Annotated in this window: 21 protein-coding genes; 10 read left to right on the forward strand and 11 right to left on the reverse strand. The window is 45.3% G+C overall.

Going from position 1 to position 20,725, the window contains the following annotated elements; translation table 11 throughout:
• The first annotated feature begins 49 nt into the window (after positions 1–49).
• A complete protein-coding gene (gene dnaQ / locus NX845_RS07935) occupies positions 50–817 on the forward strand; it encodes a DNA polymerase III subunit epsilon (RefSeq protein ID WP_017084141.1) in 768 nt (255 codons plus the stop codon).
• Between the two features lie 9 nt (positions 818–826).
• Entirely contained in the window at positions 827–2,074 is a 1,248-nt protein-coding gene (locus NX845_RS07940) for a TIGR03503 family protein (protein WP_065681346.1), read from the forward strand.
• 162 nt (positions 2,075–2,236) lie between these two features.
• Here NX845_RS07940 and fadE read toward each other — a convergent pair whose 3' ends face one another.
• Positions 2,237–4,702, reverse strand: coding sequence for an acyl-CoA dehydrogenase FadE (gene fadE, locus NX845_RS07945; protein WP_065681345.1), 2,466 nt, complete (start codon positions 4,700–4,702; stop codon positions 2,237–2,239).
• Between the two features lie 327 nt (positions 4,703–5,029).
• On the opposite strand from fadE, the gene lpcA reads away from it, so the two are divergent.
• Both lpcA and NX845_RS07955 read left to right on the forward strand, forming a co-directional pair.
• On the forward strand, positions 5,030–5,605 hold the full coding sequence (lpcA, locus tag NX845_RS07950; RefSeq protein ID WP_004734322.1) for a D-sedoheptulose 7-phosphate isomerase: 576 nt from the start codon (positions 5,030–5,032) through the stop codon (positions 5,603–5,605).
• A 65-nt stretch (positions 5,606–5,670) separates the two neighbouring features.
• Entirely contained in the window at positions 5,671–6,516 is an 846-nt protein-coding gene (locus NX845_RS07955) for a class II glutamine amidotransferase (protein WP_017080724.1), read from the forward strand.
• A gap of 140 nt (positions 6,517–6,656) precedes the next feature.
• On the opposite strand, the gene purN is transcribed toward NX845_RS07955, so the two are convergent.
• Positions 6,657–7,343 (reverse strand): phosphoribosylglycinamide formyltransferase, encoded by a 687-nt coding sequence (gene purN / locus NX845_RS07960; protein WP_089024932.1) that lies wholly within the window; start codon positions 7,341–7,343, stop codon positions 6,657–6,659.
• 120 nt (positions 7,344–7,463) lie between these two features.
• Positions 7,464–8,504, reverse strand: coding sequence for a phosphoribosylformylglycinamidine cyclo-ligase (purM, locus tag NX845_RS07965; RefSeq protein WP_004734319.1), 1,041 nt, complete (start codon positions 8,502–8,504; stop codon positions 7,464–7,466).
• Between the two features lie 169 nt (positions 8,505–8,673).
• On the opposite strand from purM, the gene upp reads away from it, so the two are divergent.
• Positions 8,674–9,300, forward strand: a complete 627-nt coding sequence (gene upp / locus NX845_RS07970) for a uracil phosphoribosyltransferase (protein ID WP_004734318.1) — start codon at positions 8,674–8,676, stop codon at positions 9,298–9,300.
• Between the two features lie 150 nt (positions 9,301–9,450).
• On the opposite strand, the gene NX845_RS07975 is transcribed toward upp, so the two are convergent.
• Positions 9,451–10,689, reverse strand: coding sequence for a uracil-xanthine permease family protein (locus NX845_RS07975; protein WP_004734317.1), 1,239 nt, complete (start codon positions 10,687–10,689; stop codon positions 9,451–9,453).
• 278 nt (positions 10,690–10,967) lie between these two features.
• Here NX845_RS07975 and NX845_RS07980 point away from each other — a divergent pair, with 278 nt between their 5' ends.
• Complete coding sequence (locus tag NX845_RS07980; RefSeq protein WP_260256755.1) at positions 10,968–12,233, forward strand: DUF2066 domain-containing protein; 1,266 nt, start codon at positions 10,968–10,970, stop codon at positions 12,231–12,233.
• A 127-nt stretch (positions 12,234–12,360) separates the two neighbouring features.
• On the opposite strand, the gene NX845_RS07985 is transcribed toward NX845_RS07980, so the two are convergent.
• The 4 genes from NX845_RS07985 to NX845_RS08000 form a co-directional block, all read right to left on the reverse strand.
• On the reverse strand, positions 12,361–12,798 hold the full coding sequence (locus NX845_RS07985; RefSeq protein ID WP_004734315.1) for a DUF2069 domain-containing protein: 438 nt from the start codon (positions 12,796–12,798) through the stop codon (positions 12,361–12,363).
• A complete protein-coding gene (wrbA, locus tag NX845_RS07990) occupies positions 12,795–13,388 on the reverse strand; it encodes an NAD(P)H:quinone oxidoreductase (RefSeq protein WP_260256756.1) in 594 nt (197 codons plus the stop codon). Before wrbA ends, NX845_RS07985 begins: the two co-directional genes overlap by 4 nt.
• Positions 13,389–13,394: 6 nt before the next feature.
• Positions 13,395–13,745 carry an arsenate reductase (glutaredoxin) gene (gene arsC, locus NX845_RS07995; protein WP_004734313.1) on the reverse strand — a complete coding sequence of 117 codons (351 nt, stop codon included), beginning with the start codon at positions 13,743–13,745 and terminating at the stop codon, positions 13,395–13,397.
• 139 nt (positions 13,746–13,884) lie between these two features.
• Positions 13,885–15,339 carry a M48 family metallopeptidase gene (locus tag NX845_RS08000; RefSeq protein ID WP_004734312.1) on the reverse strand — a complete coding sequence of 485 codons (1,455 nt, stop codon included), beginning with the start codon at positions 15,337–15,339 and terminating at the stop codon, positions 13,885–13,887.
• 178 nt (positions 15,340–15,517) lie between these two features.
• On the opposite strand from NX845_RS08000, the gene NX845_RS08005 reads away from it, so the two are divergent.
• A complete protein-coding gene (locus tag NX845_RS08005; protein WP_004734311.1) occupies positions 15,518–15,757 on the forward strand; it encodes a sulfurtransferase TusA family protein in 240 nt (79 codons plus the stop codon).
• Positions 15,750–16,826: an AI-2E family transporter gene (locus tag NX845_RS08010; protein WP_017084129.1), complete on the forward strand. Its 1,077-nt coding sequence runs from the start codon at positions 15,750–15,752 to the stop codon at positions 16,824–16,826. The genes NX845_RS08005 and NX845_RS08010 overlap by 8 nt, the downstream gene beginning before the upstream one ends.
• Before the next feature lie 138 nt (positions 16,827–16,964).
• Here the strand turns inward: NX845_RS08010 and bcp are convergent, their stop codons facing one another.
• Together bcp and NX845_RS08020 are read right to left on the reverse strand one after the other, a co-directional pair.
• Entirely contained in the window at positions 16,965–17,435 is a 471-nt protein-coding gene (bcp, locus tag NX845_RS08015; protein WP_017079430.1) for a thioredoxin-dependent thiol peroxidase, read from the reverse strand.
• 12 nt (positions 17,436–17,447) lie between these two features.
• Positions 17,448–17,990 carry a glycine cleavage system protein R gene (locus NX845_RS08020; protein ID WP_260256757.1) on the reverse strand — a complete coding sequence of 181 codons (543 nt, stop codon included), beginning with the start codon at positions 17,988–17,990 and terminating at the stop codon, positions 17,448–17,450.
• A 374-nt stretch (positions 17,991–18,364) separates the two neighbouring features.
• Between NX845_RS08020 and dapA the strand changes: the two genes are divergently transcribed.
• Together dapA and bamC are read left to right on the forward strand one after the other, a co-directional pair.
• Positions 18,365–19,243, forward strand: a complete 879-nt coding sequence (dapA, locus tag NX845_RS08025; protein ID WP_004734279.1) for a 4-hydroxy-tetrahydrodipicolinate synthase — start codon at positions 18,365–18,367, stop codon at positions 19,241–19,243.
• 49 nt (positions 19,244–19,292) lie between these two features.
• On the forward strand, positions 19,293–20,339 hold the full coding sequence (gene bamC, locus NX845_RS08030) for an outer membrane protein assembly factor BamC (protein ID WP_017084128.1): 1,047 nt from the start codon (positions 19,293–19,295) through the stop codon (positions 20,337–20,339).
• Positions 20,340–20,507: 168 nt separating this feature from the next.
• On the opposite strand, the gene NX845_RS08035 is transcribed toward bamC, so the two are convergent.
• Complete coding sequence (locus NX845_RS08035; protein ID WP_004734277.1) at positions 20,508–20,717, reverse strand: DUF2897 family protein; 210 nt, start codon at positions 20,715–20,717, stop codon at positions 20,508–20,510.
• Positions 20,718–20,725 lie beyond the last annotated feature (8 nt).

Genomic DNA, 20,725 nt, shown 5'->3' on the forward strand with positions numbered 1-20,725 from the left:
TACTATTACCTCAAGCACATTATCGGCATAGTCTGACACAGTTATCCTTATGAATACCAGTAGCACTCCAGAACAAAACACGAACGAAAAAAACAGTTCGGACGAAAATAAGCGCATCATTGTACTCGATACCGAAACCACCGGTATGAATACAGAAGGTGGCCCTCACTATATGGGGCATCGCATCGTTGAAATTGGTGCGGTAGAGATCATCAACCGTAGGCTGACCGGGCGTCACTTCCACGTCTATATAAAGCCCGATCGTGCGATTCAAGAAGAGGCGATTGGCGTTCACGGTATTACCGATGAATTCTTGATTGATAAGCCAGAATACCAAGACATACATAAAGAATTTCTCGACTTTATCAAAGGTGCTGAGCTGGTAGCTCATAACGCGCCCTTCGATACGGGCTTTATGGACTATGAATTTGAGAAGCTCAACCCTGCGATAGGTAAAACGGATGACTACTGTAAAGTTACCGATACCTTGGCCATGGCGAAGAAGATATTTCCAGGCAAAAGAAACAACCTAGATATCTTATGTGATCGTTACGGTATTGATAACTCGCACCGTACTCTCCACGGCGCATTGCTCGATGCGGAGATCCTAGCCGACGTCTATTTATTGATGACGGGTGGGCAAACTTCGCTGCAATTTAACGCCGGCCAAAAGGAAGGTGAAGGTGAAAGTATACGAAGAGCAGAAAGTGGTCGAAAATCCCTAAAGGTTTTACGAGCTACGGCCGATGAAGTAGAAGCGCATCAAAGTCGTTTAGATCTCGTCGAGAAAAGCGGAAGCTGCCTCTGGCGTCAGTAGGGAGAAAGTATGTTAAGGGTATTGGCTACCGGTTGCTTATTGTTGTTAAGCTTTAGCTTACATGCGGCAACAGAATCCGTAATGAGTTTATTGGACAACCGTTTTCGAGTTGATCCCAGTATTGAACAAGTCACCTTTGTGATTTATCGAGCCGATAACTCTAAACCTGTCGTTTTGGTTCGTCCGGATGGCAAGAAATACTACTCTTGGCGCAATGCTGATAATGTCCGTTGGTACGAAGAATCGTCCATGGACATTATCTCTATCGACAAACCGATGCCAGGACCTTGGCAAGCGGTTGGTAAAGTCTCACCTAAGAACAATATCAAATTACTATCTCATCTTGTTTTGGATGCCAATGACTTCCCAGACAAACTGTATCAAACCGAACACATTAAATTTACGGCTCGTTTGACCTCTGACGGCAAGCCTCTTGTGCTGCGTGATTTTTTAGATCGCGTGAAACTTAAGGTCACTTTTACTAAGTTCGTTGAAAATGAAGAGTCTTTAGTGAGAGAGGCGCGCCCAATTCCGGTTGTGATGGGCGAGTTTGCCGACGATGGCAGTGGTCTTGATGAACAAGCCGGAGATGGCGTTTTCACTGTGTCGTTGCCGATTGATATTGAGCCCGGTAAATACCGCGCGCGTATTACTTCTGGCAATGGTGTGTTCCTGCGAGCGCAAGAGCAAGAAGTTTTGGTGTACCCAACACCGATCACTACAACCTTCATTCAGTCTCGAAAAGAGGGGCAGCCTCATACGATTGTCGTTTCAGGGGAGCCGGGCATGATTGCGCCTAGTTCGTTAGCGGTTCATGTTCAACACAAGACTCCGGATGAATACCAAATGTATAAGCAGGGCCAAGCTGAGGTCGATGCAATGAAAGTCGCTTTAGAGCTGCCTTATAATGGCGATTTGGGGATTTATAACTGGTCGGGGATGGTTTACGCCACTGATGCCTCAAGCCAACGTCCATTGATCTTTCCCATTACTGAGCACTCGTACAGCGTTGTTGAAGATATCGACTTAGCGGAGTCACGACGCCTGCAAGAACAAGCGCTTGCTGAGCAAAAGCGTATCGCAGCAGAGTTGATGATACTTCAGAAGCGAGAAGATGACAGACAGCGCAGTATGATCATTATTGCGGTGGGTAATGTGGTCGCGATTCTATTAGGTTTATTGATTTGGTTTGTGGTTCGTCGGGTAAAGGCGAAGAAAAAAGCTCAACCAGAGATGCAGCTTAAGGCTCCTAAGTAACTCGCCTATATCATTAGAGTTGTCTTGAGAGAGCAAACTTCGAGAGAACAAATCTCGAGAAAGTAAGCCTCGAGAATGTAAGCATTAAAATTTGTGACAACGATGTCATGACCAAAAAAAACGGGACTCATAGGAGTCCCGTTTTTGTTTCTTTTTCTAACCTTAAGCGACGTTATCAATCGATTGGTCTGGGTACTGAGACTTTGCTGCAAGCTCCTCTGGAGAGAAGTCGTCAACGTTAATCGTGTACAGTCTATGTTCCTCGGCGCTAGTCAGCAGATCTGCCTCTTCTTGCGTTAAGATGCCTTTCTCTAACCCTAATTGAGCAACAAGGTCTAGTCGTAAGAAAGCGCGCTTTTGGTGCGTCTCTTTGCAGACTTTGTTGAATAGAGGTTCTGCTTGAAGAATCACTTCTAACGCTTTTTCAATCTTACCTACTGGGTTGTATTCAGTCGCTTCCAAGTATTGGCCACGGCCGATACGAGAACGTGTTTCGCTTGGCGTTTGTAGAATGTGCGCGACTTGGCTATCCAGTTTGTCGTTTGGTGCACGACGAATGCGACCGAATGGCATCAACACAACACGAAGTAAACGGCCAATCACAGGATTAGGGAAGTTCGCTAGGAACTCATCAATCGCAACTTCAGTCTGACGTAAACTATCTTGCATACCCCAATGTACTAACGGTAAGTCTTCAGCGTGGCTGCCTTCACTTTCGAAGCGCTTAAGTGTTGCGGAACCTAGGTACAGTTGGCTTAGGATATCGCCTAATCTTGCTGATAGGCGCTCTCTGCGTTTCAGTGAACCACCCAAAACGGCCATTGAAATGTCAGAAAGTAGCGCTAAGTTGGCACTGTAGCGGTTCAATTTTTGGTAGTAGCGTTGAGTTTGTTTGTCCGCTTTATTAGATGGTGTTGGCGTGTCTGAGCCTCGACCATCAGTTAAACCAAACCACACACTGCGGACTAGGTTGCTCATCGTAAAGCTAACGTGTCCTGCTAACGCCGAATCAAACTTATCAAGTGCATCGCTGCTTTCAGAATAAGCGGCTTCCATTTCATTCAGTACGTAAGGATGACAACGAATTGCACCTTGACCATAGATGATCATCGAACGAGTTAGGATGTTGGCACCTTCCACGGTAATCGCGATTGGCGCGCCTTGGTAGCTACGAGCTAAGAAGTTTGATGGGCCTAAGCAAATACCTTTACCACCGACTATATCCATCGCATCGATGATGCTGCGTTGGCCACGGTGAGTACAGTGGTACTTCACAATTGCTGAGATAACCGAAGGCTTTTCGCCAAGATCGATACCTGCAACCGTTAGGTTACTCGCCGCATCCATTACGTAGGCATTACCTGCTAGGCGTGCAAGCGGCTCTTCAACCCCTTCCATACGACCAATAGGTTGTTTGAACTGGCGACGAATACGAGCGTAAGCACCGGTTGCAAGCGCGGCCGATTTAATGCCGCCCGTTGAGTTTGAAGGCAGTGTGATACCACGACCAACAGATAGACACTCAACCAGCATACGCCAGCCTTGGCCGGCCATTTTCTGGCCACCAATGATGAAATCGATAGGAACGAAGAGATCATCACCTTGGGTTGGGCCATTTTGGAACGGTACGTTAAGTGGGGAGTGACGATTACCAATCTTCACGCCTTTTAAATCTGTAGGGATAAGCGCGCAAGTGATACCGAGCTCTTGCTTGTCACCAAGTAGGCCGTCTGGATCTCGTAATTTAAACGCAAGTCCCAATACTGTTGCGACAGGTGCAAGGGTAATGTAGCGTTTGTTCCAAGTGAGGCGCATACCTAGAACTTCTTCGCCTTGCCATTGACCTTTGCATACGATGCCGTAATCGGGGATTGAGCCGGCATCTGAGCCTGCTTCTGGGCTGGTTAGGGCAAAACAAGGGATCTCTTTACCTTCCGCTAAGCGGGGTAGGTAGTGGTTTCTTTGTTCTTCTGTACCATAGTGCTGTAATAGCTCACCGGGGCCTAACGAGTTAGGTACGCCAACGGTTGATGACAATACGCTAGAAACGCCCGTTAGCTTCTGTAGCACTAAAGACTGAGCGTAAGCCGAGAACTCTAAACCGCCATACTTTTTCTTGATGATCATTGCGAAGAATTTATGGTCTTTCAGGTATTGCCATACTTCTGGTGGCAAATCAGCCAGCTCATGCGTTACTTGGTAATCATTGACCATTTCACACACTGTATTTACTGGACCATCTAAAAATGCTTGCTCAGCTTCAGACAGCTTAGGGTCAGCGATGTTTTGAAGTTTCTTCCATTCAGGCTTGCCTTTGAACAGCTCTGCTTCCCACCACACAGTACCAGCTTCTAATGCTTCCTTTTCTGTCTGAGACATTGCAGGCAGTACTTTTTTAAACAAAGAAAGTGCTTTTTGACTGATGATGGTCTGACGAATTGCCGGTACAGCAAAAATCGCAATGGCTAAGAGATAGCAAAGCCAGCCAGTGACAGCTACGCCGCCAAACAGTGTTAATGCTACCATTGTGCCGGTTAATACGATTAATGCGCGTACTAGGCTAACTCTATGGTAAAGACAGACGCTTAAGACTGCTGTCATGCCGAGTAGGGAGAGCAATATGTTCATGATCGATTTCCTTTTCAGAGATCACTTATTGTTATTAAGTTTAGGTAAGAGGTCTAACCAGTCAAGTGTAAACAAAATATTAAATATTTGTAAAACTCTAAAGTGGATAAAAAGTGATCTCAATAGAGTTAAAGTTCTAATTGTGAGAGGTTGGTGGCGAATATTTGGGCGGATCGGCAGCGACAGGCTAATAAAGGTGGCAATCTTTGGGCTTAAGTGTCGACACTATTTCATGTTTGTGGGTAAACTCAGTGATAAAGAGGGGGAAACCCCCAGTTCTCATTTCGCGCACTTTAAGTTGCATCAAAAAAATAAGAGATAAGCCTTATGTACCATGACCTAATCAAAAGTGAATTGAACGAAGCTGCTGACGTTCTTAACAAGTTCTTGAGTGATGACCATAACATTGCTCAAATTGAAGCTGCTGCAAAACTGATTGCAGATTCATTTAAGCAAGAGGGTAAAGTACTTTCTTGTGGTAACGGTGGCTCACACTGTGATGCGATGCACTTCGCGGAAGAGCTTACTGGCCGATACCGTGAAAATCGTCCAGGTTACGCTGGTATTGCGATTTCAGATCCTAGCCATTTATCTTGTGTAAGTAACGACTTTGGCTACGACCACGTATTTTCTCGTTATGTAGAAGCGGTAGGTCGTAAGGGGGACGTGTTGTTTGGTTTATCGACTTCAGGTAACTCTGCCAACATTTTGAAAGCGATTGAAGCTGCTCAAGCTAAAGGCATGAAAACCATCGCGCTAACCGGTAAAGATGGCGGTAAAATGGCAGGTTGTGCCGATATCGAAATTCGAGTTCCACATTTTGGTTACGCTGACCGCATCCAAGAGATTCACATTAAGATCATCCACATTGTGATTCAGCTTGTTGAAAAAGAAATGGAATAATAGTTTTAAAGACATTTGGGGCCCAACTTAGGTTCCATTGGTTTTGATAGGGAGTAGATTAAACCATGTGTGAATTGCTCGGTATGAGCGCGAATGTGCCAACTGATATTTGTTTTAGCTTTACTGGTCTTATGCAGCGTGGAGGCAATACTGGCCCGCACCGCGATGGCTGGGGTATTACTTTCTATGAAGGAAAGGGTTTTCGTACGTTTAAAGATCCTAACCCTAGTTGTGAATCCAAGATCGCTGAGTTGGTTCAAAACTACCCAATTAAAAGTCAAGCTGTTGTCAGTCATATCCGTCAAGCCAATCGTGGTGGCGTTAATCTAGAAAATACTCACCCATTTACCCGTGAGCTTTGGGGACGATACTGGACCTTCGCCCATAATGGCCAATTAACGGATTACGATGATCTGGTTAGTGGTCGTTTCAGACCGGTCGGTGAGACGGACAGTGAACTGTCTTTCTGTTGGTTAGTGAAACAACTAGAAGATCGTTTTCCTGAGCCACCTCAAGACATGGAAGGTATGTTTCGCTTTGTCGCTGAGTGTTGTGACCAGCTAAGAGAGAAAGGCGTCTTCAACATGTTACTCAGTGATGGCGAGTACGTGATGACCTACTGTACGAATCATTTGTACTGGATAACAAGACGCGCGCCTTTTGGTAATGCGAGCCTGATTGATGAAGATGTTGAGATAAACTTCCAAGAAGAGACCACGCCGAATGATGTGGTCACGGTGGTAGCAACTCAGCCTCTAACATGCAATGAAGAGTGGTTTAGAATGAAGCCGGGCGAATACGCGTTGTTTCATTTTGGTGAGCTGATCGGCAATAACCACAAAGCATTGGAAGGTGTTGCTTATGCACCTAAAAAGGTTGCAAGCCAAGCACCAACTGAGCCATTGAGCTAAACGTTCCGAATAGTATCATTTTTGATCCGAACAAAAGTAAGGCAGCTTACTGAACTAATAAGTCAGTAAGCGGCCTTTTTGTTTTCTGATTTTTAAGGGCTGCTCTTCAGTGATTTACTTTGCGAGAACCGTTATACGAATTACTCTTCTGCGTAACCGTGATTGCCTAATACTTTACCGTCTAAGACAGCTTGCCCGTTTACCATCGATAAGCGATCTTCGGCAAACCATTTACAGACCATAGGGTAAATGCAGTGTTCTTGAGTCAGCACTCGACTTGCTAACATGTCAGCATCATCATCTCCAAATACTGGCACCTTAGCCTGTAAGATCACAGGGCCACCATCGAGTTCTTCGGTAACAAAGTGAACGCTGGTGCCGTGTTCTTTGTCTTGCGCATCAATGGCACGCTGGTGGGTGTGTAGGCCTGGGTACTTAGGTAACAGAGAAGGGTGGATATTGATCATTTTCCCCGCGTAATGGCGAACAAACTCTGAACTCAGAATACGCATATAGCCAGCGAGTACGATTAGATCGGGTTGGTACGCATCGATCTGAACCATCAATTCATGATCAAACTCTTCACGGGAGTTAAATTCTTTTGGATTCACCGAGTGAGCGTCAACACCTGCTGATTTTGCACGCTCTAGACCAAAAGCATCCGCTTTATTTGAGAAAACGGCCTTAACAGAGGCGTCAATCGTGTGGCTGTTACAGGCATCCAAAATGGCTTGCAAGTTACTTCCGCTTCCTGAGGCTAAAACGACGATGTTTTTCTTAGAGTGACTGTTATTCATAGAATGGCTGTTCTTCATAGAGTGGGTCATGCGATTGGTTAACCGAAGTATTTACAATGTACCTACATAAACTAAGGTTTTCTGCGGGCTAAATAGCAAAATGAGGACCATAAGGTCCTCATTGATTAACTAAGTAAGTGAGCGTATCACTTATTTGATTTCTACTTGCTCTTCGCCAGCTTCAGAGTTTGCGATCTCACCGATAACCCAAGCGTTTTCGCCTTCAGCTTTCAGTAGTTCAACAGCAGCGTCTGCTTGATCTTTAGGTAGAGCAACAACTAGGCCTACACCACAGTTGAAAGTGCGGTACATTTCAAATGTTTCCACGTTCCCTTTCTCTTGTAGCCAGTTGAAGATAGCAGGCCATTCCCAGCTTTTTCCGTCAATCACTGCTTTAGTGCCTTCAGGAAGTACGCGTGGGATGTTTTCCCAGAAACCACCACCTGTGATGTGCGAGATAGCATGAATGTCATGCTCAGCAATCATCTTAAGTGCCGATTTGATGTAAATCTTAGTCGGTTCTAGTAGGTGCTCACCAATAGTACGACCTTCTAGCTCTTCACTTTTATCAGCACCAGAAACTTCTAGAACTTTACGAATTAAAGAGTAACCGTTTGAGTGTGGACCACTTGAACCAACAGCGATAAGTGCGTCACCTGCAGCTACTTTAGTGCCATCGATGATGTCAGCTTTTTCTACGACACCAACACAGAAGCCAGCAACATCGTAGTCATCGCCTTCGTACATGCCAGGCATTTCAGCCGTTTCACCACCGATTAGTGCACAACCTGCTTGAACACAACCTTCAGCAATACCTGAAACAACGTCTGCAGCTGTATCTACATCTAGCTTACCTGTTGCGTAGTAGTCTAGGAAGAATAACGGCTCACCACCTTGAACGATTAAGTCGTTCACACACATTGCCACTAGATCGATACCAATGGTGTCGTGTTTTTTCAGATCCAAAGCAAGGCGAAGTTTAGTACCAACACCATCAGTACCTGAAACAAGTACTGGCTCTTTGTATTTCGTTGGAAGTTCACATAGGGCGCCAAAGCCACCAATACCGCCCATTACTTCAGGGCGACGAGTGCGTTTAACAGCACCTTTGATACGGTCTACTAGTGCATTACCTGCGTCGATATCAACACCAGCGTCTTTGTAGCTTAGAGAAGAAGTATTACCACTCACGGGATAGTCCTCGAACTTAAGTTGGATGTGAAAACGGCGCTATTCTAACAGGGCTTGATTACCAAGAGCAAACGTTTGCGCGGTTTTTTTTATTAGAATAAAGATTCTGAAATAACCCCACAGTTCGTGTATAATCTACAGGTTTGTTTAAATATTGCCGGAGTTGGAAATGAAAGTTGTTGAAGTGAAACACCCGCTAGTAAAACATAAAATTGGCCTGATGCGTGAAGGTGACATTAGCACTAAGCGTTTTCGTGAGCTAGCGACAGAAGTGGGTAGCCTTCTAACATACGAAGCGACATCAGATTTTGAAACTGAGCGTGTGACGATTAACGGTTGGAACGGTCCAGTAGAAGTTGACCAAATTAAAGGTAAAAAAGTAACTGTAGTGCCAATCCTACGTGCTGGTCTAGGCATGATGGACGGCGTTCTTGAGCACATCCCAAGTGCACGTATCAGCGTTGTGGGTATCTACCGTGACGAAGAAACGCTTGAGCCAGTACCATACTTCAACAAGCTTGCATCTAACATCGACGAGCGTATTGCTCTAGTGGTAGATCCAATGCTTGCGACGGGTGGTTCTATGATCGCGACTATCGACCTTATGAAAGAGAAAGGTTGTAAGCACTTTAAGATTCTTGTGCTTGTTGCTGCTCCTGAAGGTATCGCTGCTCTAGAAAAAGCGCACCCAGATGTTGAGCTGTACACGGCTGCAATCGATGAGAAGCTAAACGACAAGGGCTACATTGTTCCTGGTCTTGGCGATGCTGGTGATAAGATCTTCGGTACTAAGTAATTCAGTTTCGGTTTAAGTTAATTTAAAGAGTTTTTAAACTTAACTGAACCTGCTTAATTAGCCGTATAAATAAAAGGGAAAGCATTCGATGCTCTCCCTTTTTTGATCTTGTTAGGTTGTGATTCTTTTGAATCTAGCCTTACCGATAAATTAATCGATTTGAGCTTTGTCTACTACGGTGTTGTCGCCTAATTCTTCTGGAAGGACTAGGTTAAGTAGGATTGCCACGATACCGCATAAGCTTACGCCCTGTAGGCTAAAGTCACCGATGCCAAATGCCATGCCGCCAATACCGAAGACTAACGTAATACCCACAATCACAAGGTTGCGTGATTTATGTAGGTCTACTTTATTCTGAATTAGAGTATTCAAGCCTACGGTTGCGATAGAACCAAACAGTAGAATCATGATGCCGCCCATCACAGGAACTGGGATCGTTTGCAGAAGAGCGCCTAGCTTACCTACTAGAGCCAGAACAATCGCTGTCACTGCTGCCCAAGTCATGATCACTGGGTTGAATGCTTTAGTCAGCATTACAGCACCCGTTACTTCACTGTAGGTTGTATTGGGTGGCGCGCCCAGCATAGAAGCGGCAATCGTTGCCACACCATCACCAGTAATGGTGCGGTGTAAGCCTGGTTTCTTAAGGTAGTCTTTACCGGTTACGTTCGAGATAGCAAGCATGTCGCCCACGTGCTCAACAGCAGGTGCAATTGCCACAAACACCATAAAGAAGATAGCGTTGATGTTGAATTCTGGTGCCGTGAAGTTTGGTAGTGCTAACCAAGCTGCTTGAGCTACGGGGGTAAAATCAACTACGCCGTATACCAAGCTCGTTACGTAACCCGCAACAATGCCACCAAAGATAGGCAATAATTTAAGGAAGCCTTTCGAGAAAACACTGATGACAATCGTCACTAGCAATGAAATAGACGAGATCCATAACGCGGCGTCTGCATCGATAAGTTGAACCGCACCATCGCCGGTTTTGCCTAGCGCCATGTTTACTGCAACAGGCGCAAGACCTAAGCCGATAACCATGATCACAGGGCCAACCACCACGGGTGGAAGCAGTTTATGGATGAAGGCTACGCCACGCACTTTAATTAACGCGCCCATTAAGACATACACAACACCTGCTGCCATTAGGCCGCCCATGGTTGCACCGACACCCCAAGTTTGAATACCAAACATGATAGGCGCGATGAATGCAAAAGAAGACGCTAAGAAGATTGGCACTGAACGGCGTGTAATAAGTTGGAATAAAAGGGTACCGATACCCGCGCCAAAGAGTGCAACGTTGGGATCGAGTCCAGTCAGTAGCGGCACTAATACAAGCGCACCAAAAGCTACAAACAGCATTTGTGCACCTTGCAGAGCATTCTTCATGTTATGTCCTTAAAAATGGTCGTTATATGAAAAGTGAAAAATAAAATTCGCGGGATTCTATCACTTAGCAATCGATTGCCACACCAAATAGATCAAATTTATTTATCTTAGTGATATTTTATAGTCGTCAAAGCTCGAAAAATTCAGTTTATAAGTGAGCGATTTATCATGGCCAGGTGATATTTTGTGGTTATTAAACACAGTGGGCGCTATCGACCTTGCCCCTCAATCCATAGTTGCTTATCATCTAGGCACAAGATTTGAATATTAGGATCAGTATGCGCTACATAGCATTGTTGTTGATGGGACTATTAGCCTCTCCGAGTTATGCATTAACTCAAGTAGATATCTTTAGTGCTGAAGTTGCGATTAACGCTGAAAACAAACAGCCAGAACAAGTGGCAAGAAATACCGGCATGGAGCAGGTTTTGGTACGTGCGACTGGCCAAACTGATGTCGCTTCGAATGAGACGATTCAAAAGGCGATGCGTAAGAGTTCGCAGTACATGTCTCAAATGAGTTTTGGTGAAAGCAATGACCAATCAACATTGCGCATGCGTTTTAACGGCGCTCAAATCCGTTCGCTACTGACTCAAGCGCAACTGCCGTACTGGCCTGATACTCGCTCAAATATCCTTGTTTGGCTGGTGGAAGAACAGAACTACGACAAGAACATTGTGTGGGAACACTCCAACTCACAATTAGCGGCAGGTTTACAAGCCAACGCAAAAGAGCGCGGTTTGCCTCTAACGCTACCAGTGGGTGATTTTGATGACATTACGGGTATTGCGACCTCTGATCTTTGGGGTAGCTTTGTTACACCGATCAGTAAAGCGAGTCAGCGTTACCCGGTTGATGCTGTTCTGGTGATAAAAGCTCAATCTTCAGGTCTACGTTGGACGCTATACGATCAAAAGCCAAACCAATTGACGAGCGCACTAAAATCGCCAGTCAGTGGTTCGCTATCGGGCAACAGCGCGACGACTTCTAAGAAACTTGTCGACCAAATCAGTAACTACTACGCAGGTAAAAGTGCGGTTACAGTAGCAAGTGAATCATCAGAGTCGATTTTAACGCAATTTATTAGCCTGAATAACGCACAAGACTTCTTCCAATTGGAGAATGCACTTAAGCGTTTAAACTCGGTGGCAAGCTTAGATATTCTGAAAATTCAGAATAACGAAGTCACTTTCCGAATTCACTTATTGTCGACTCAACAAGAGTTTGAGCAAGAAGTGGAAAGCATTCGCCAAGTCGCAAAGGTTGAAGAATCTTATATTGAACCTGAAGTGAGCCCTGAATTTGAAACGCAAGACAACACCATGTCTGTAGGCGATGATTCAGCAGCTGTTACTGATACGACCCTGAACGATGGCGCAGAAGCGACGGCTAACGAAGCAGACCCAAGCGTTCAAGTCATCAAAGGTAGTGAGTTATCAACTGAAGCGGATGCTGAGCTAACGAATACGTCTGGCTCGGAAGAGCTAACAGTTGTTGCGCCAGTACATGCTAAGCCAAGCCTAGTATACGAATGGGTTCGCTAGTGATTGTCTTCTGACATGACCGATTGAAATGAATTCATGAAAAAGCCCTGCAAGAGAAATCTCGCAGGGCTTTTTGTTTGTTGTCACTTTTTTCTATTGATACTAGATCAGGACAACCTAATCCAGGTTACTGCTCGAACTTAGCTTTCTCGGTCTTTTCTACTTCAGAAAGGCGCTTAAGTTTGATGCCTAATTCTTTGGCTCGAAAGCGAGTAAATAAGATATTGCCCGCGAAGCCTAGAGTCGTTAGAAGCAGTTCTACAGCCGCTAATAAGCGCTCGCCACCGTCTACATACAAAATAGTTAATGCGTGTAGGAAGTAGAGCATTAAGACAAAGTTCGCCCAAGCATGCGTATAAGGTTTACCTGCTAGAATGCCCGGTAATGGCAGTAACAGCGGTATAGCCCAAGCGATCGCAAGCGTTACATTACTTAGATGAGGGTGCGGCGAAAGTGTCATCTGCCAAGCAATCACCCAGAATAAAAGCGACAAGTTGCCCGCTAAAGCAAGGTAGCGGAATAGCTTGGTTGTGGGAGACATCGCCTTCTCTGGCATATACATCATTGAGAAATTCCCTTCTGGTTTATTGCGATGCGCGTTAGGCGTTTGCCTAGGTTTTGCGCCAACTCAATTTCATCTTTGCTTAATGAAGCGCTCTCTCCGGTACTACTCGCACCATAGGGTGTGCCACCGGTTTGAGTGGTGTGCAGCGCAGGTTCTGAGTAGGGGATACCCACCACTAACATGCCATGGTGAAGCAGTGGCAACATCATGCTTTGTTGTGTGGTCTCTTGCCCGCCATGCAGTGATGAAGAAGAGGTAAACACGCAAGCTGGCTTATCGATCAGATCGCCATTAATCCACAGTGATGTTGTGCTGTCCCAAAAGTGCTTCATTGGCCCGGCCATGTTGCCAAACCAAACCGGACTGCCTAGCGCTAAACCATCGCAAGAACGGAGCTCTTGCAGTGTCGCAATTGGATCGGTCGGCTGATAGCGTGAATCAGGCTGCTCTTCTACCGTGTACACGTCGTTCACCGTTCTTAACATGGCTTCACAGTCCGGGATGGACTCCACCCCTCGTGCAATCTGCCTTGCTAGAGCTTGTGTGTTGCCGTGGCGGCTGTAGTAGAGAACAAGAATGTTGATGCTCATATCGGCTTACAGAATCTCTAGCACTTGCTCTGGTGGACGACCAATCTTTGCTTTGTTGTTCGCAACAACAACAGGGCGTTCAAACAGTTTTGGATTTGTCGCCATTGCTGAGAATAGATCTTCATCGGTAACAGATGCATCGCCAAGATTAGCCTCTTTGTAATCCGCTTCTTTGGTGCGCATCATTTCGCGAACATTGTCAAAACCAAGCTGCGTGAAAAGCACTTTAAGTTGCTCGATAGTTAAAGGCGTATCTAGGTATTTGATAACTTCTGGCTGTACGCCGTTTGCTTCAAGCAGTTCGAGAGTTTGACGGCTCTTTGAGCAGCGTGGGTTATGATAAATCACGACGGACATGGTTCTTCCTCATTATTATTTTTGATTTAATTGTTTAGTTGAAGCAATTGTTCAGTTGAAGCCACTTGAGTGGCTTCTTTACTATGTAACGTTGAGCTTTCTTTTTCATCTGACAACTAACTGCTGCCAATAAATACACTTACTGTAACGACAAGAAGCGTTCACGCTGAATCATTAGTTGATCAATTCGGGCGTCGTAACGTGCTTGTTTTAGGCTGCCGAGCTCTGCGATTTGGCTAGCCTGAGTATAGTACTGAATCGCTTTGTTCCAGTTGGCTTGCAGTGCCAAGATCTCTGCACGAGCAGCCAGTTCTTCGTCGCTATTACCAAGGCTTGTATTTACTTTTGAAAGTAGGTGCCAGCCGTTGGTGTCGTTCGGGTTATCGTGCGTGTAACGTTGCAACACGCGAACGGCTTCCTGTAGGTCTTCATTTTCAATCAGTGCATTGGCGTAGTTAATGGTCAGAACTGGGTTGTTTGGTTGACGAACCAGTGCTGATTCGAGTTCTTTAATCGCAATCTCAGGCTTTTTCTGTTCAATATGGAGGTCTGAAATGGCATCTAGATAAAACAGGTTGGTTGGATCGCTGTTGATGAGCTTGGTCAGAATCGGCTCAGCTTTATCTAATTTTTTAGAATCTAAGTAAACCAGTGCTTGGCCATACTCTAATGACGGAACCAAGGCTTTAGGTGCTTTCTTCAGCTTACGTTCAAACCAGTCCAAGGCCGCATCATTGTTGATTCCCGCATAGCGCGCGACAATGCGAGCTCTTGCTAGATGGTAGTCCAGTGATGGGGCCAGTTTTAGTGGCGGATAGCTGCGAGCGCGAGCGCGTGAATCGGTGATTCGATCTTCTGGTAATGGGTGAGTCAGCAGCATTGGGGGGGGTGTGCTGGCATAACGGTATTCATCAGCCAAACGACCGAAGAAACGCGGCATCGCATTCACATCGAACCCTGCTTTCGCCAGTGTATTGATACCAAAGCGGTCAGCTTCTTTTTCATTACTACGGGTGTAGTTGATCTGGCTTTGCATGTTACCAGCGGTTGTGGCAGTTAGAGCTGCGATACCTGCTTCAGGTGCTGCAATGGCCAATAATACAGAGGCTGCTAGCGCTGCGATGGTTGCTGGAGAACGACGCGCTTGATCTTCCATACTACGCGCTAAGTGACGTTGGGTAACGTGCGCGATTTCGTGCGCTAATACTGAAGCCAACTCACTTTCAGATTGTGCATGCAGGAACAGACCTGAGTGCAAAGCAACATAACCACCAAAGAATGCAAAGGCGTTGATGTTGCGGTCTCGGATCATAAAGAACTGGAAAGGTGTCTTTACATCATTCGCGCTTGCGACAAGACGATGGCCAAGCGTATCAATGTACTGGTTGAGAACCGGGTCGTTTACGATAGGCTGGCTGCTTCTGATGATGCGCATGTAGGCATCACCATAGATAAGTTCTTGGTCGATAGTGAGGGTGCCGCCAGCAGCGGTGCCGATATCGGGTAGCTCCAAACTGTTGGTATTCGCCAACGTTGGGGTGCTTAATGTAGCTGCGATGCATAAGCAAGCAATTGAGCGAGCGCGTTTAAACATATTAGTCAGTAATACTCCGTTTCTTCTGACAGTAAGACAAGTGCAATGCAAATTGGTTCTTTATTTGATGTAACCTTTGCCTAGTGCGTGCGCTATCATGAAGGAAGATGAATGAATGATGGCGCGTTTTCAAAAACAGATTACAATACGACCCTTATAATAAGCATCGAGCTCAAGAATGACACCTAATATTCTAGATTTACGCCAAGAGCGCTGTCCAATGGCACTATTATTAGCCAAGCGTCACAGTGTAAAGTTAGAAGTAGGGCAATCATTGTCAATTTATGTCTCTGATAACAGCTCAATGAAAGATATTGTTACTTTTTTGTCTAAGCAAGCCTATGACGTCATCACTGAGGTTTGCTCTAATTACTATCATCTCCTCGTCACTAAAAAGGAATTGCAGTCAGATGCTTGAAATGGTCAATCGTTGGTATAAACGACGTTTCTCTGATCCCCATGCTGTCAGTTTGGTTGCCATCATTCTCTTCGGCTTTATTACGATCTACTTCTTTGGTCATCTCATCGCGCCATTGTTGGTGGCTATTGTATTGGCTTATTTACTTGAGTGGCCGGTTACCCAACTCCAAAGACTTGGTGTTCCAAGAACGCCATCGGTGATGCTGGTCATCATGATGTTCTTTAGCCTGATGTTACTGGCGCTGTTTGGTTTAGTGCCTACCATTTGGGAGCAAGTGGGTAACCTCATCAATGATATTCCAAGTATGTATGGCGGCTTACAGAAGTTCATCGCGACGATTCCTGAGCGCTATCCTGAGTTAGCAAACTTGCAGATCGTTGAATCGATTGTGTCTAACGCGAAAAACAAAGCATTAGGCTTTGGTGAAAGTGTTGTTAAAGGTTCTTTGGCTTCTCTTGTGAGCTTGGCTACGCTTGCGGTTTACTTGATTCTTGTGCCGCTGCTGATCTTCTTCTTACTAAAAGATAAAGAAGAGATGATCAGCATGGCGAGTGGTGTGTTGCCTAAAAACCGTCGTCTAGCGACCAAGGTTTGGGTTGAGATGAACCAACAAATCTCGAACTATATTCGCGGCAAGGTGCTTGAGATCTTGATCGTCGGTGGTGTCAGCTACGTGACCTTTGCGATTCTAGATTTACGTTATTCAGCTCTGCTGGCTGTCGCGGTTGGCTTCTCGGTACTGATTCCTTATATCGGTGCGGCGGCTGTGACCGTTCCAGTTGCGATTGTCGGTTTGTTCCAGTGGGGATTAGAGCCTCAGTTCTACTGGCTGTTATTGGCTTACGGTATTATCCAAGCGCTAGATGGCAACGTGCTCGTTCCTGTTCTGTTCTCTGAAGCCGTGAACCTGCACCCCGTAGCGATTATTGTAGCGGTATTGGTGTTTGGCGGACTGTGGGGATTCTGGGGCGTGTTCTTTGCTATCCCGCTTGCTACGCTGGTAAAAGCGGTTTGGAATGCTTTACCGAGTCATGCTCTCGACGATGACCCCGAGCATCAATCGTAATTGAAGATCAATACAGTTGAGTAAGTATTAAAAAGGCCGAATATCCATGATATTCGGCCTTTTTGTATTTGGATTAGTCAATTGTAAACTTAGATCATCTAGGTATGAAATTAGGTCATCAATTCACTAGAAACAACATTAAGCTTCTGGATTGAAGTAGTCTAGAACCACTTCGTGGTGAGTCTTAGTCTTGAACTTGTTGAAGACGTGTTCAATCTGACCTTCTTCATCAATTAGGAAGCTAATACGGTGCAGACCGTCGTACACTTTGCCCATGAATTTCTTCTCTCCCCAAACACCAAACTGCTCAGCAACGCTGTGGTCTTCATCTGATAGCAGTGTGAAGTTTAGAGATTTCTTCTCGACGAAATTTGGTAGGCGTTTTACTGGATCAACACTCACACCTAAAACAACCACATTCAGGTCATCAAGCTGTGCTTTGATATCACGCAGGCCTTCAGCTTGCACAATACAACCTGGAGTCATTGCTTTTGGGTAAAAATAGAAAAGGACTTTTTTACCTTTGAAGTCACCAAGAGATACGATATTGCCATCTTGATCAGGAAGAGAAAAAGCAGGTGCTGGAACACCAGCCGTTAGCGTATTCATGATATTTCCTTTTTAAAAACTGTTTTTGATAAAGTTGAGCGAGCCTTGTACGGATAGCCTCTGACACAGCGCGTCAAATTCTTCTTGTAGCTGCATCAAATTACATTCTGATTGCACAGAAGCGGTAATAGAGATATGGAATTGGTCGTTATCGAGCTGAACTTTAGATTTATTGATGGTTCGGGCGCTCAGCGAGTCGAGTCCTATGTTGCGGTCAGCAAAGAACTGAGTGAACTGCTCGGTAAGGCCGATTTTATCGTCTGACTCAACGAACACCTCTACTGTGTAAGAGTTCTCAATAACATCATGAGTTGAGGTTCGCTTCATAATCGTAATCAAGTCGTGCTCTTGTCCAAGCAAGGGCAAGGTGGTTTCAACGCGGGTGATGTTGTTTGCCTTTCCAGACAGCAGCATGATAAGCGTAAATTCTTCGCCAAATAGAGCGATACGGCTATCAATAATGTTACAGCCTGATTGGGTGACTAAATGAACCACTTGGTTGCATACACCTGGGCGATCTGTGCCCACAGCTGTGATTACTAGATGTTGAGTCATAAAATCACGTCTCTTTATATTCCATTGATTCATGCATGTTAGCACAGTTAGCTCGTGGAATAAGCGTGCGTACGGGGCTTTTTATGAGGCACCTTGCTTCTAACATGCAACCAATGATAAGAATATCGAGAGCGTTAAAAAATGAGATTGAGCGGTGAGAGCACAGCTTACTTGTTACTGACATCCAGTGCTGTGCTATCCGCTAGATTGAGCGCAGGTTACCCAAATTCTCGGTAGAACGCCGTTAGAAGTCGTTTTACCTCAAACATACGACAATATTTAATGCAGATGTTGCCGGTAAGCCACTTTAATGTCTTGTGTTTATTGATTGGCTTACAGTAACATGCAAAAAGAATAAATTAAGGGAGATAGACATGTTTTCAGGAAGTATCGTTGCGCTAGTTACGCCATTTAATACAGATGGTGAAGTGGATTTCGACAGCCTTAAAAAGTTAGTTGAGCACCATGTTGCTGCAGGTAGTGATGGTCTGGTTGCGGTTGGCACAACAGGTGAGTCTTCAACACTCACTATTGAAGAGCATGTCAAAGTCGTCAATAAGATCGTTGAATTTGCTGATGGTCGTATTCCCGTTATCGCTGGTACAGGTGCAAATGCAACTCACGAATCTGTTCTATTCAGCCGTTTGCTGAATGGTTCTGGTATTGCTGGTTGCCTGAGCGTAACGCCTTACTACAACAAACCGACTCAAGAAGGTTTGTACCAACACTACAAAGCGATTGCTGAAGTCAGTGACGTTCCACAAATCCTATACAATGTACCAGGTCGTACTGCTGTAGACTTGTTACCTGAAACGGTTGCTCGCCTTGCTGAGATCGAAAACATCGTTGCACTTAAAGATGCGACGGGTGATCTCGACAGAATTGCAATTCACCGTGAACTTTGTGGCGAAGATTTTATCTTACTAAGTGGTGATGACTTAACAGGTCTAGAATTTGTTAAGCGTGGTGGCGATGGCGTGATTTCTGTAACAAACAATGTTGCAGCCGCTGATATGGCAACCATGTTCAAGTTAGCGAAAGAAGGCAAGTTTGAAGAAGCAGAAGCGATCAATGAGCGTTTGATGCCTCTACATAAGAATTTGTTCGTTGAGTCTAACCCTATTCCCGTAAAATGGGCGGTTCATAAAATGGGTCTGATTGCTGAAGGTGGCTTACGTCTACCGTTGACTGAATTGTCAAAGCCAGCTCAACCCGTTGTTGCTCAAGCAATGACTGAAGCGTGCATTTACTAAAAACGTATGAAGTGATGCCGAAGTGAACCTTCGGCATTTAGGAGTATAAATGAAGTATTCTCACCAGCTAGTGATTGGATCACTGGCTGTTTTCGTTCTTACAGCATGTTCTGGCAGCCCGACTCAACGTCGCCAAGCCAAAGATGATTTCGAATACTTAGAAACACCTGAGTTTTCACAATGGCAGTTGCCTGAAGATGCTCAACCTCAGTTCTATCCAAATTTTGACATCCCAAGCGGTGAGTTCAGTGGTGGTACAGGCCGTGAAGTGGATATTCGTCCGCCGCAACAGGTTCTTGAGCTGATCCCTGGTGCTCGAGCTGAACGTCAGAATGGTGAAGTGACACTATGGCTTCTTCGTGCTGAAGAGGCAGACCGCGTGTGGCAAACGGCTGTAGATATGCTGGCACAACGTGGCATTGGTATTCGTGAACAGTCAGAAAACGATATTGAGACCGATTGGGTTACTTGGGTTTCTGAAGATGAAGAAGTAGAGATCGGCAGCCGCTACTCTATCTCTCGTTTCCAAGCGAACAACCGCCATGGCTTCAAGATCAACCTTATCGATTGGCGTGAAGGCTCTGAAGAGAAGCCGGTATCGGCAACCAATAAGGAGCGTTACAACGCGTTCTTAACGAACCTAGTGATGGCTAAGTACGATGAAAACCTTCGTGCTGAAGCAGCGTTGAAAGCACAAGAGCTGGTTAAACGCATTCCAATCTCAATGGGTGCCGACCGTAGTGGCTTCCCAGTGATCATTGCTCGTACTCCATACAATGTATTGTGGCAGCGTTTGCCTACCTTGCTACCGACGATGGGCTTTGAGCTTGAAGAGCGTAACCAGTCTCAAGGTACTGTAAAAGCTAAGTATGCTGCGCCTGATGATGAGTTCTGGGAAACAATTGGCCTACAACCCATTGATTTGGCTCCAGGCACTTACACCTTCTTGTTTGGTGATCTTGGTAACCGTACGTCAATTAACGTAACGGATGCATCAGGTAAGCCAGTAGAAGAAGAGCTACTGAAGTCAATGGTACCGGTATTAGCACATGTTGCTGACCAAACTAAAGATGACAAAGAAGCTGATGCAGAGTAAGTAAAACTGAGTGAGCATAGCTGAAAAACCACAGAGTAAGTCATATCAGCCCTGTGGTTAGCTACAGCCAATAAAAAAGAGGACACATTGTGTCCTCTTTTTTTGTATTCGTTGATTAGTCGTCAGCGGATTATTAGCAAATTAGATTGGCTCCTTAGAGCTACAAAATTAAGCGTCTTTGTTGTCCGTAGACTCATCTTTTTGAGCTTTCTCTTGGTTCTGTTTATCCAATTGATTGAGTTTGTCTAAGTCTTTCTCTGTTTTGTTACGACCAGTCAGGTCCATATTGGCGGTCTGTTTGAGCGCAGCAATATTACCCACCACAACACTAACCACGATGATGATGATCACCCAAGGGTTTGTAAGCCACTCCAACATAAGCGCTC

This window comes from Vibrio sp. NC2 (assembly GCF_025195005.1).
GTDB lineage: Bacteria > Pseudomonadota > Gammaproteobacteria > Enterobacterales > Vibrionaceae > Vibrio > Vibrio splendidus.

Coding starts and splice junctions, on each gene's coding strand:
- NX845_RS07940 (WP_065681346.1), top strand. CDS start 827: ATGTTAAGGGTATTGGCTACCGGTTGCTTATTGTTGTTAAGCTTTAGC.
- NX845_RS08005 (WP_004734311.1), top strand. CDS start 15,518: ATGACACCTAATATTCTAGATTTACGCCAAGAGCGCTGTCCAATGGCA.
- dapA (WP_004734279.1), top strand. CDS start 18,365: ATGTTTTCAGGAAGTATCGTTGCGCTAGTTACGCCATTTAATACAGAT.
- dnaQ (WP_017084141.1), top strand. CDS start 50: ATGAATACCAGTAGCACTCCAGAACAAAACACGAACGAAAAAAACAGT.
- NX845_RS08035 (WP_004734277.1), bottom strand. CDS start 20,717: ATGTTGGAGTGGCTTACAAACCCTTGGGTGATCATCATCATCGTGGTT.
- NX845_RS08020 (WP_260256757.1), bottom strand. CDS start 17,990: ATGACTCAACATCTAGTAATCACAGCTGTGGGCACAGATCGCCCAGGT.
- NX845_RS07955 (WP_017080724.1), top strand. CDS start 5,671: ATGTGTGAATTGCTCGGTATGAGCGCGAATGTGCCAACTGATATTTGT.
- NX845_RS08010 (WP_017084129.1), top strand. CDS start 15,750: ATGCTTGAAATGGTCAATCGTTGGTATAAACGACGTTTCTCTGATCCC.
- NX845_RS07985 (WP_004734315.1), bottom strand. CDS start 12,798: ATGATGTATATGCCAGAGAAGGCGATGTCTCCCACAACCAAGCTATTC.
- bcp (WP_017079430.1), bottom strand. CDS start 17,435: ATGAATACGCTAACGGCTGGTGTTCCAGCACCTGCTTTTTCTCTTCCT.
- wrbA (WP_260256756.1), bottom strand. CDS start 13,388: ATGAGCATCAACATTCTTGTTCTCTACTACAGCCGCCACGGCAACACA.
- fadE (WP_065681345.1), bottom strand. CDS start 4,702: ATGAACATATTGCTCTCCCTACTCGGCATGACAGCAGTCTTAAGCGTC.
- lpcA (WP_004734322.1), top strand. CDS start 5,030: ATGTACCATGACCTAATCAAAAGTGAATTGAACGAAGCTGCTGACGTT.
- arsC (WP_004734313.1), bottom strand. CDS start 13,745: ATGTCCGTCGTGATTTATCATAACCCACGCTGCTCAAAGAGCCGTCAA.
- NX845_RS08000 (WP_004734312.1), bottom strand. CDS start 15,339: ATGTTTAAACGCGCTCGCTCAATTGCTTGCTTATGCATCGCAGCTACA.
- upp (WP_004734318.1), top strand. CDS start 8,674: ATGAAAGTTGTTGAAGTGAAACACCCGCTAGTAAAACATAAAATTGGC.
- NX845_RS07980 (WP_260256755.1), top strand. CDS start 10,968: ATGCGCTACATAGCATTGTTGTTGATGGGACTATTAGCCTCTCCGAGT.
- purN (WP_089024932.1), bottom strand. CDS start 7,343: ATGACCCACTCTATGAAGAACAGCCATTCTATGAATAACAGTCACTCT.
- NX845_RS07975 (WP_004734317.1), bottom strand. CDS start 10,689: ATGAAGAATGCTCTGCAAGGTGCACAAATGCTGTTTGTAGCTTTTGGT.
- bamC (WP_017084128.1), top strand. CDS start 19,293: ATGAAGTATTCTCACCAGCTAGTGATTGGATCACTGGCTGTTTTCGTT.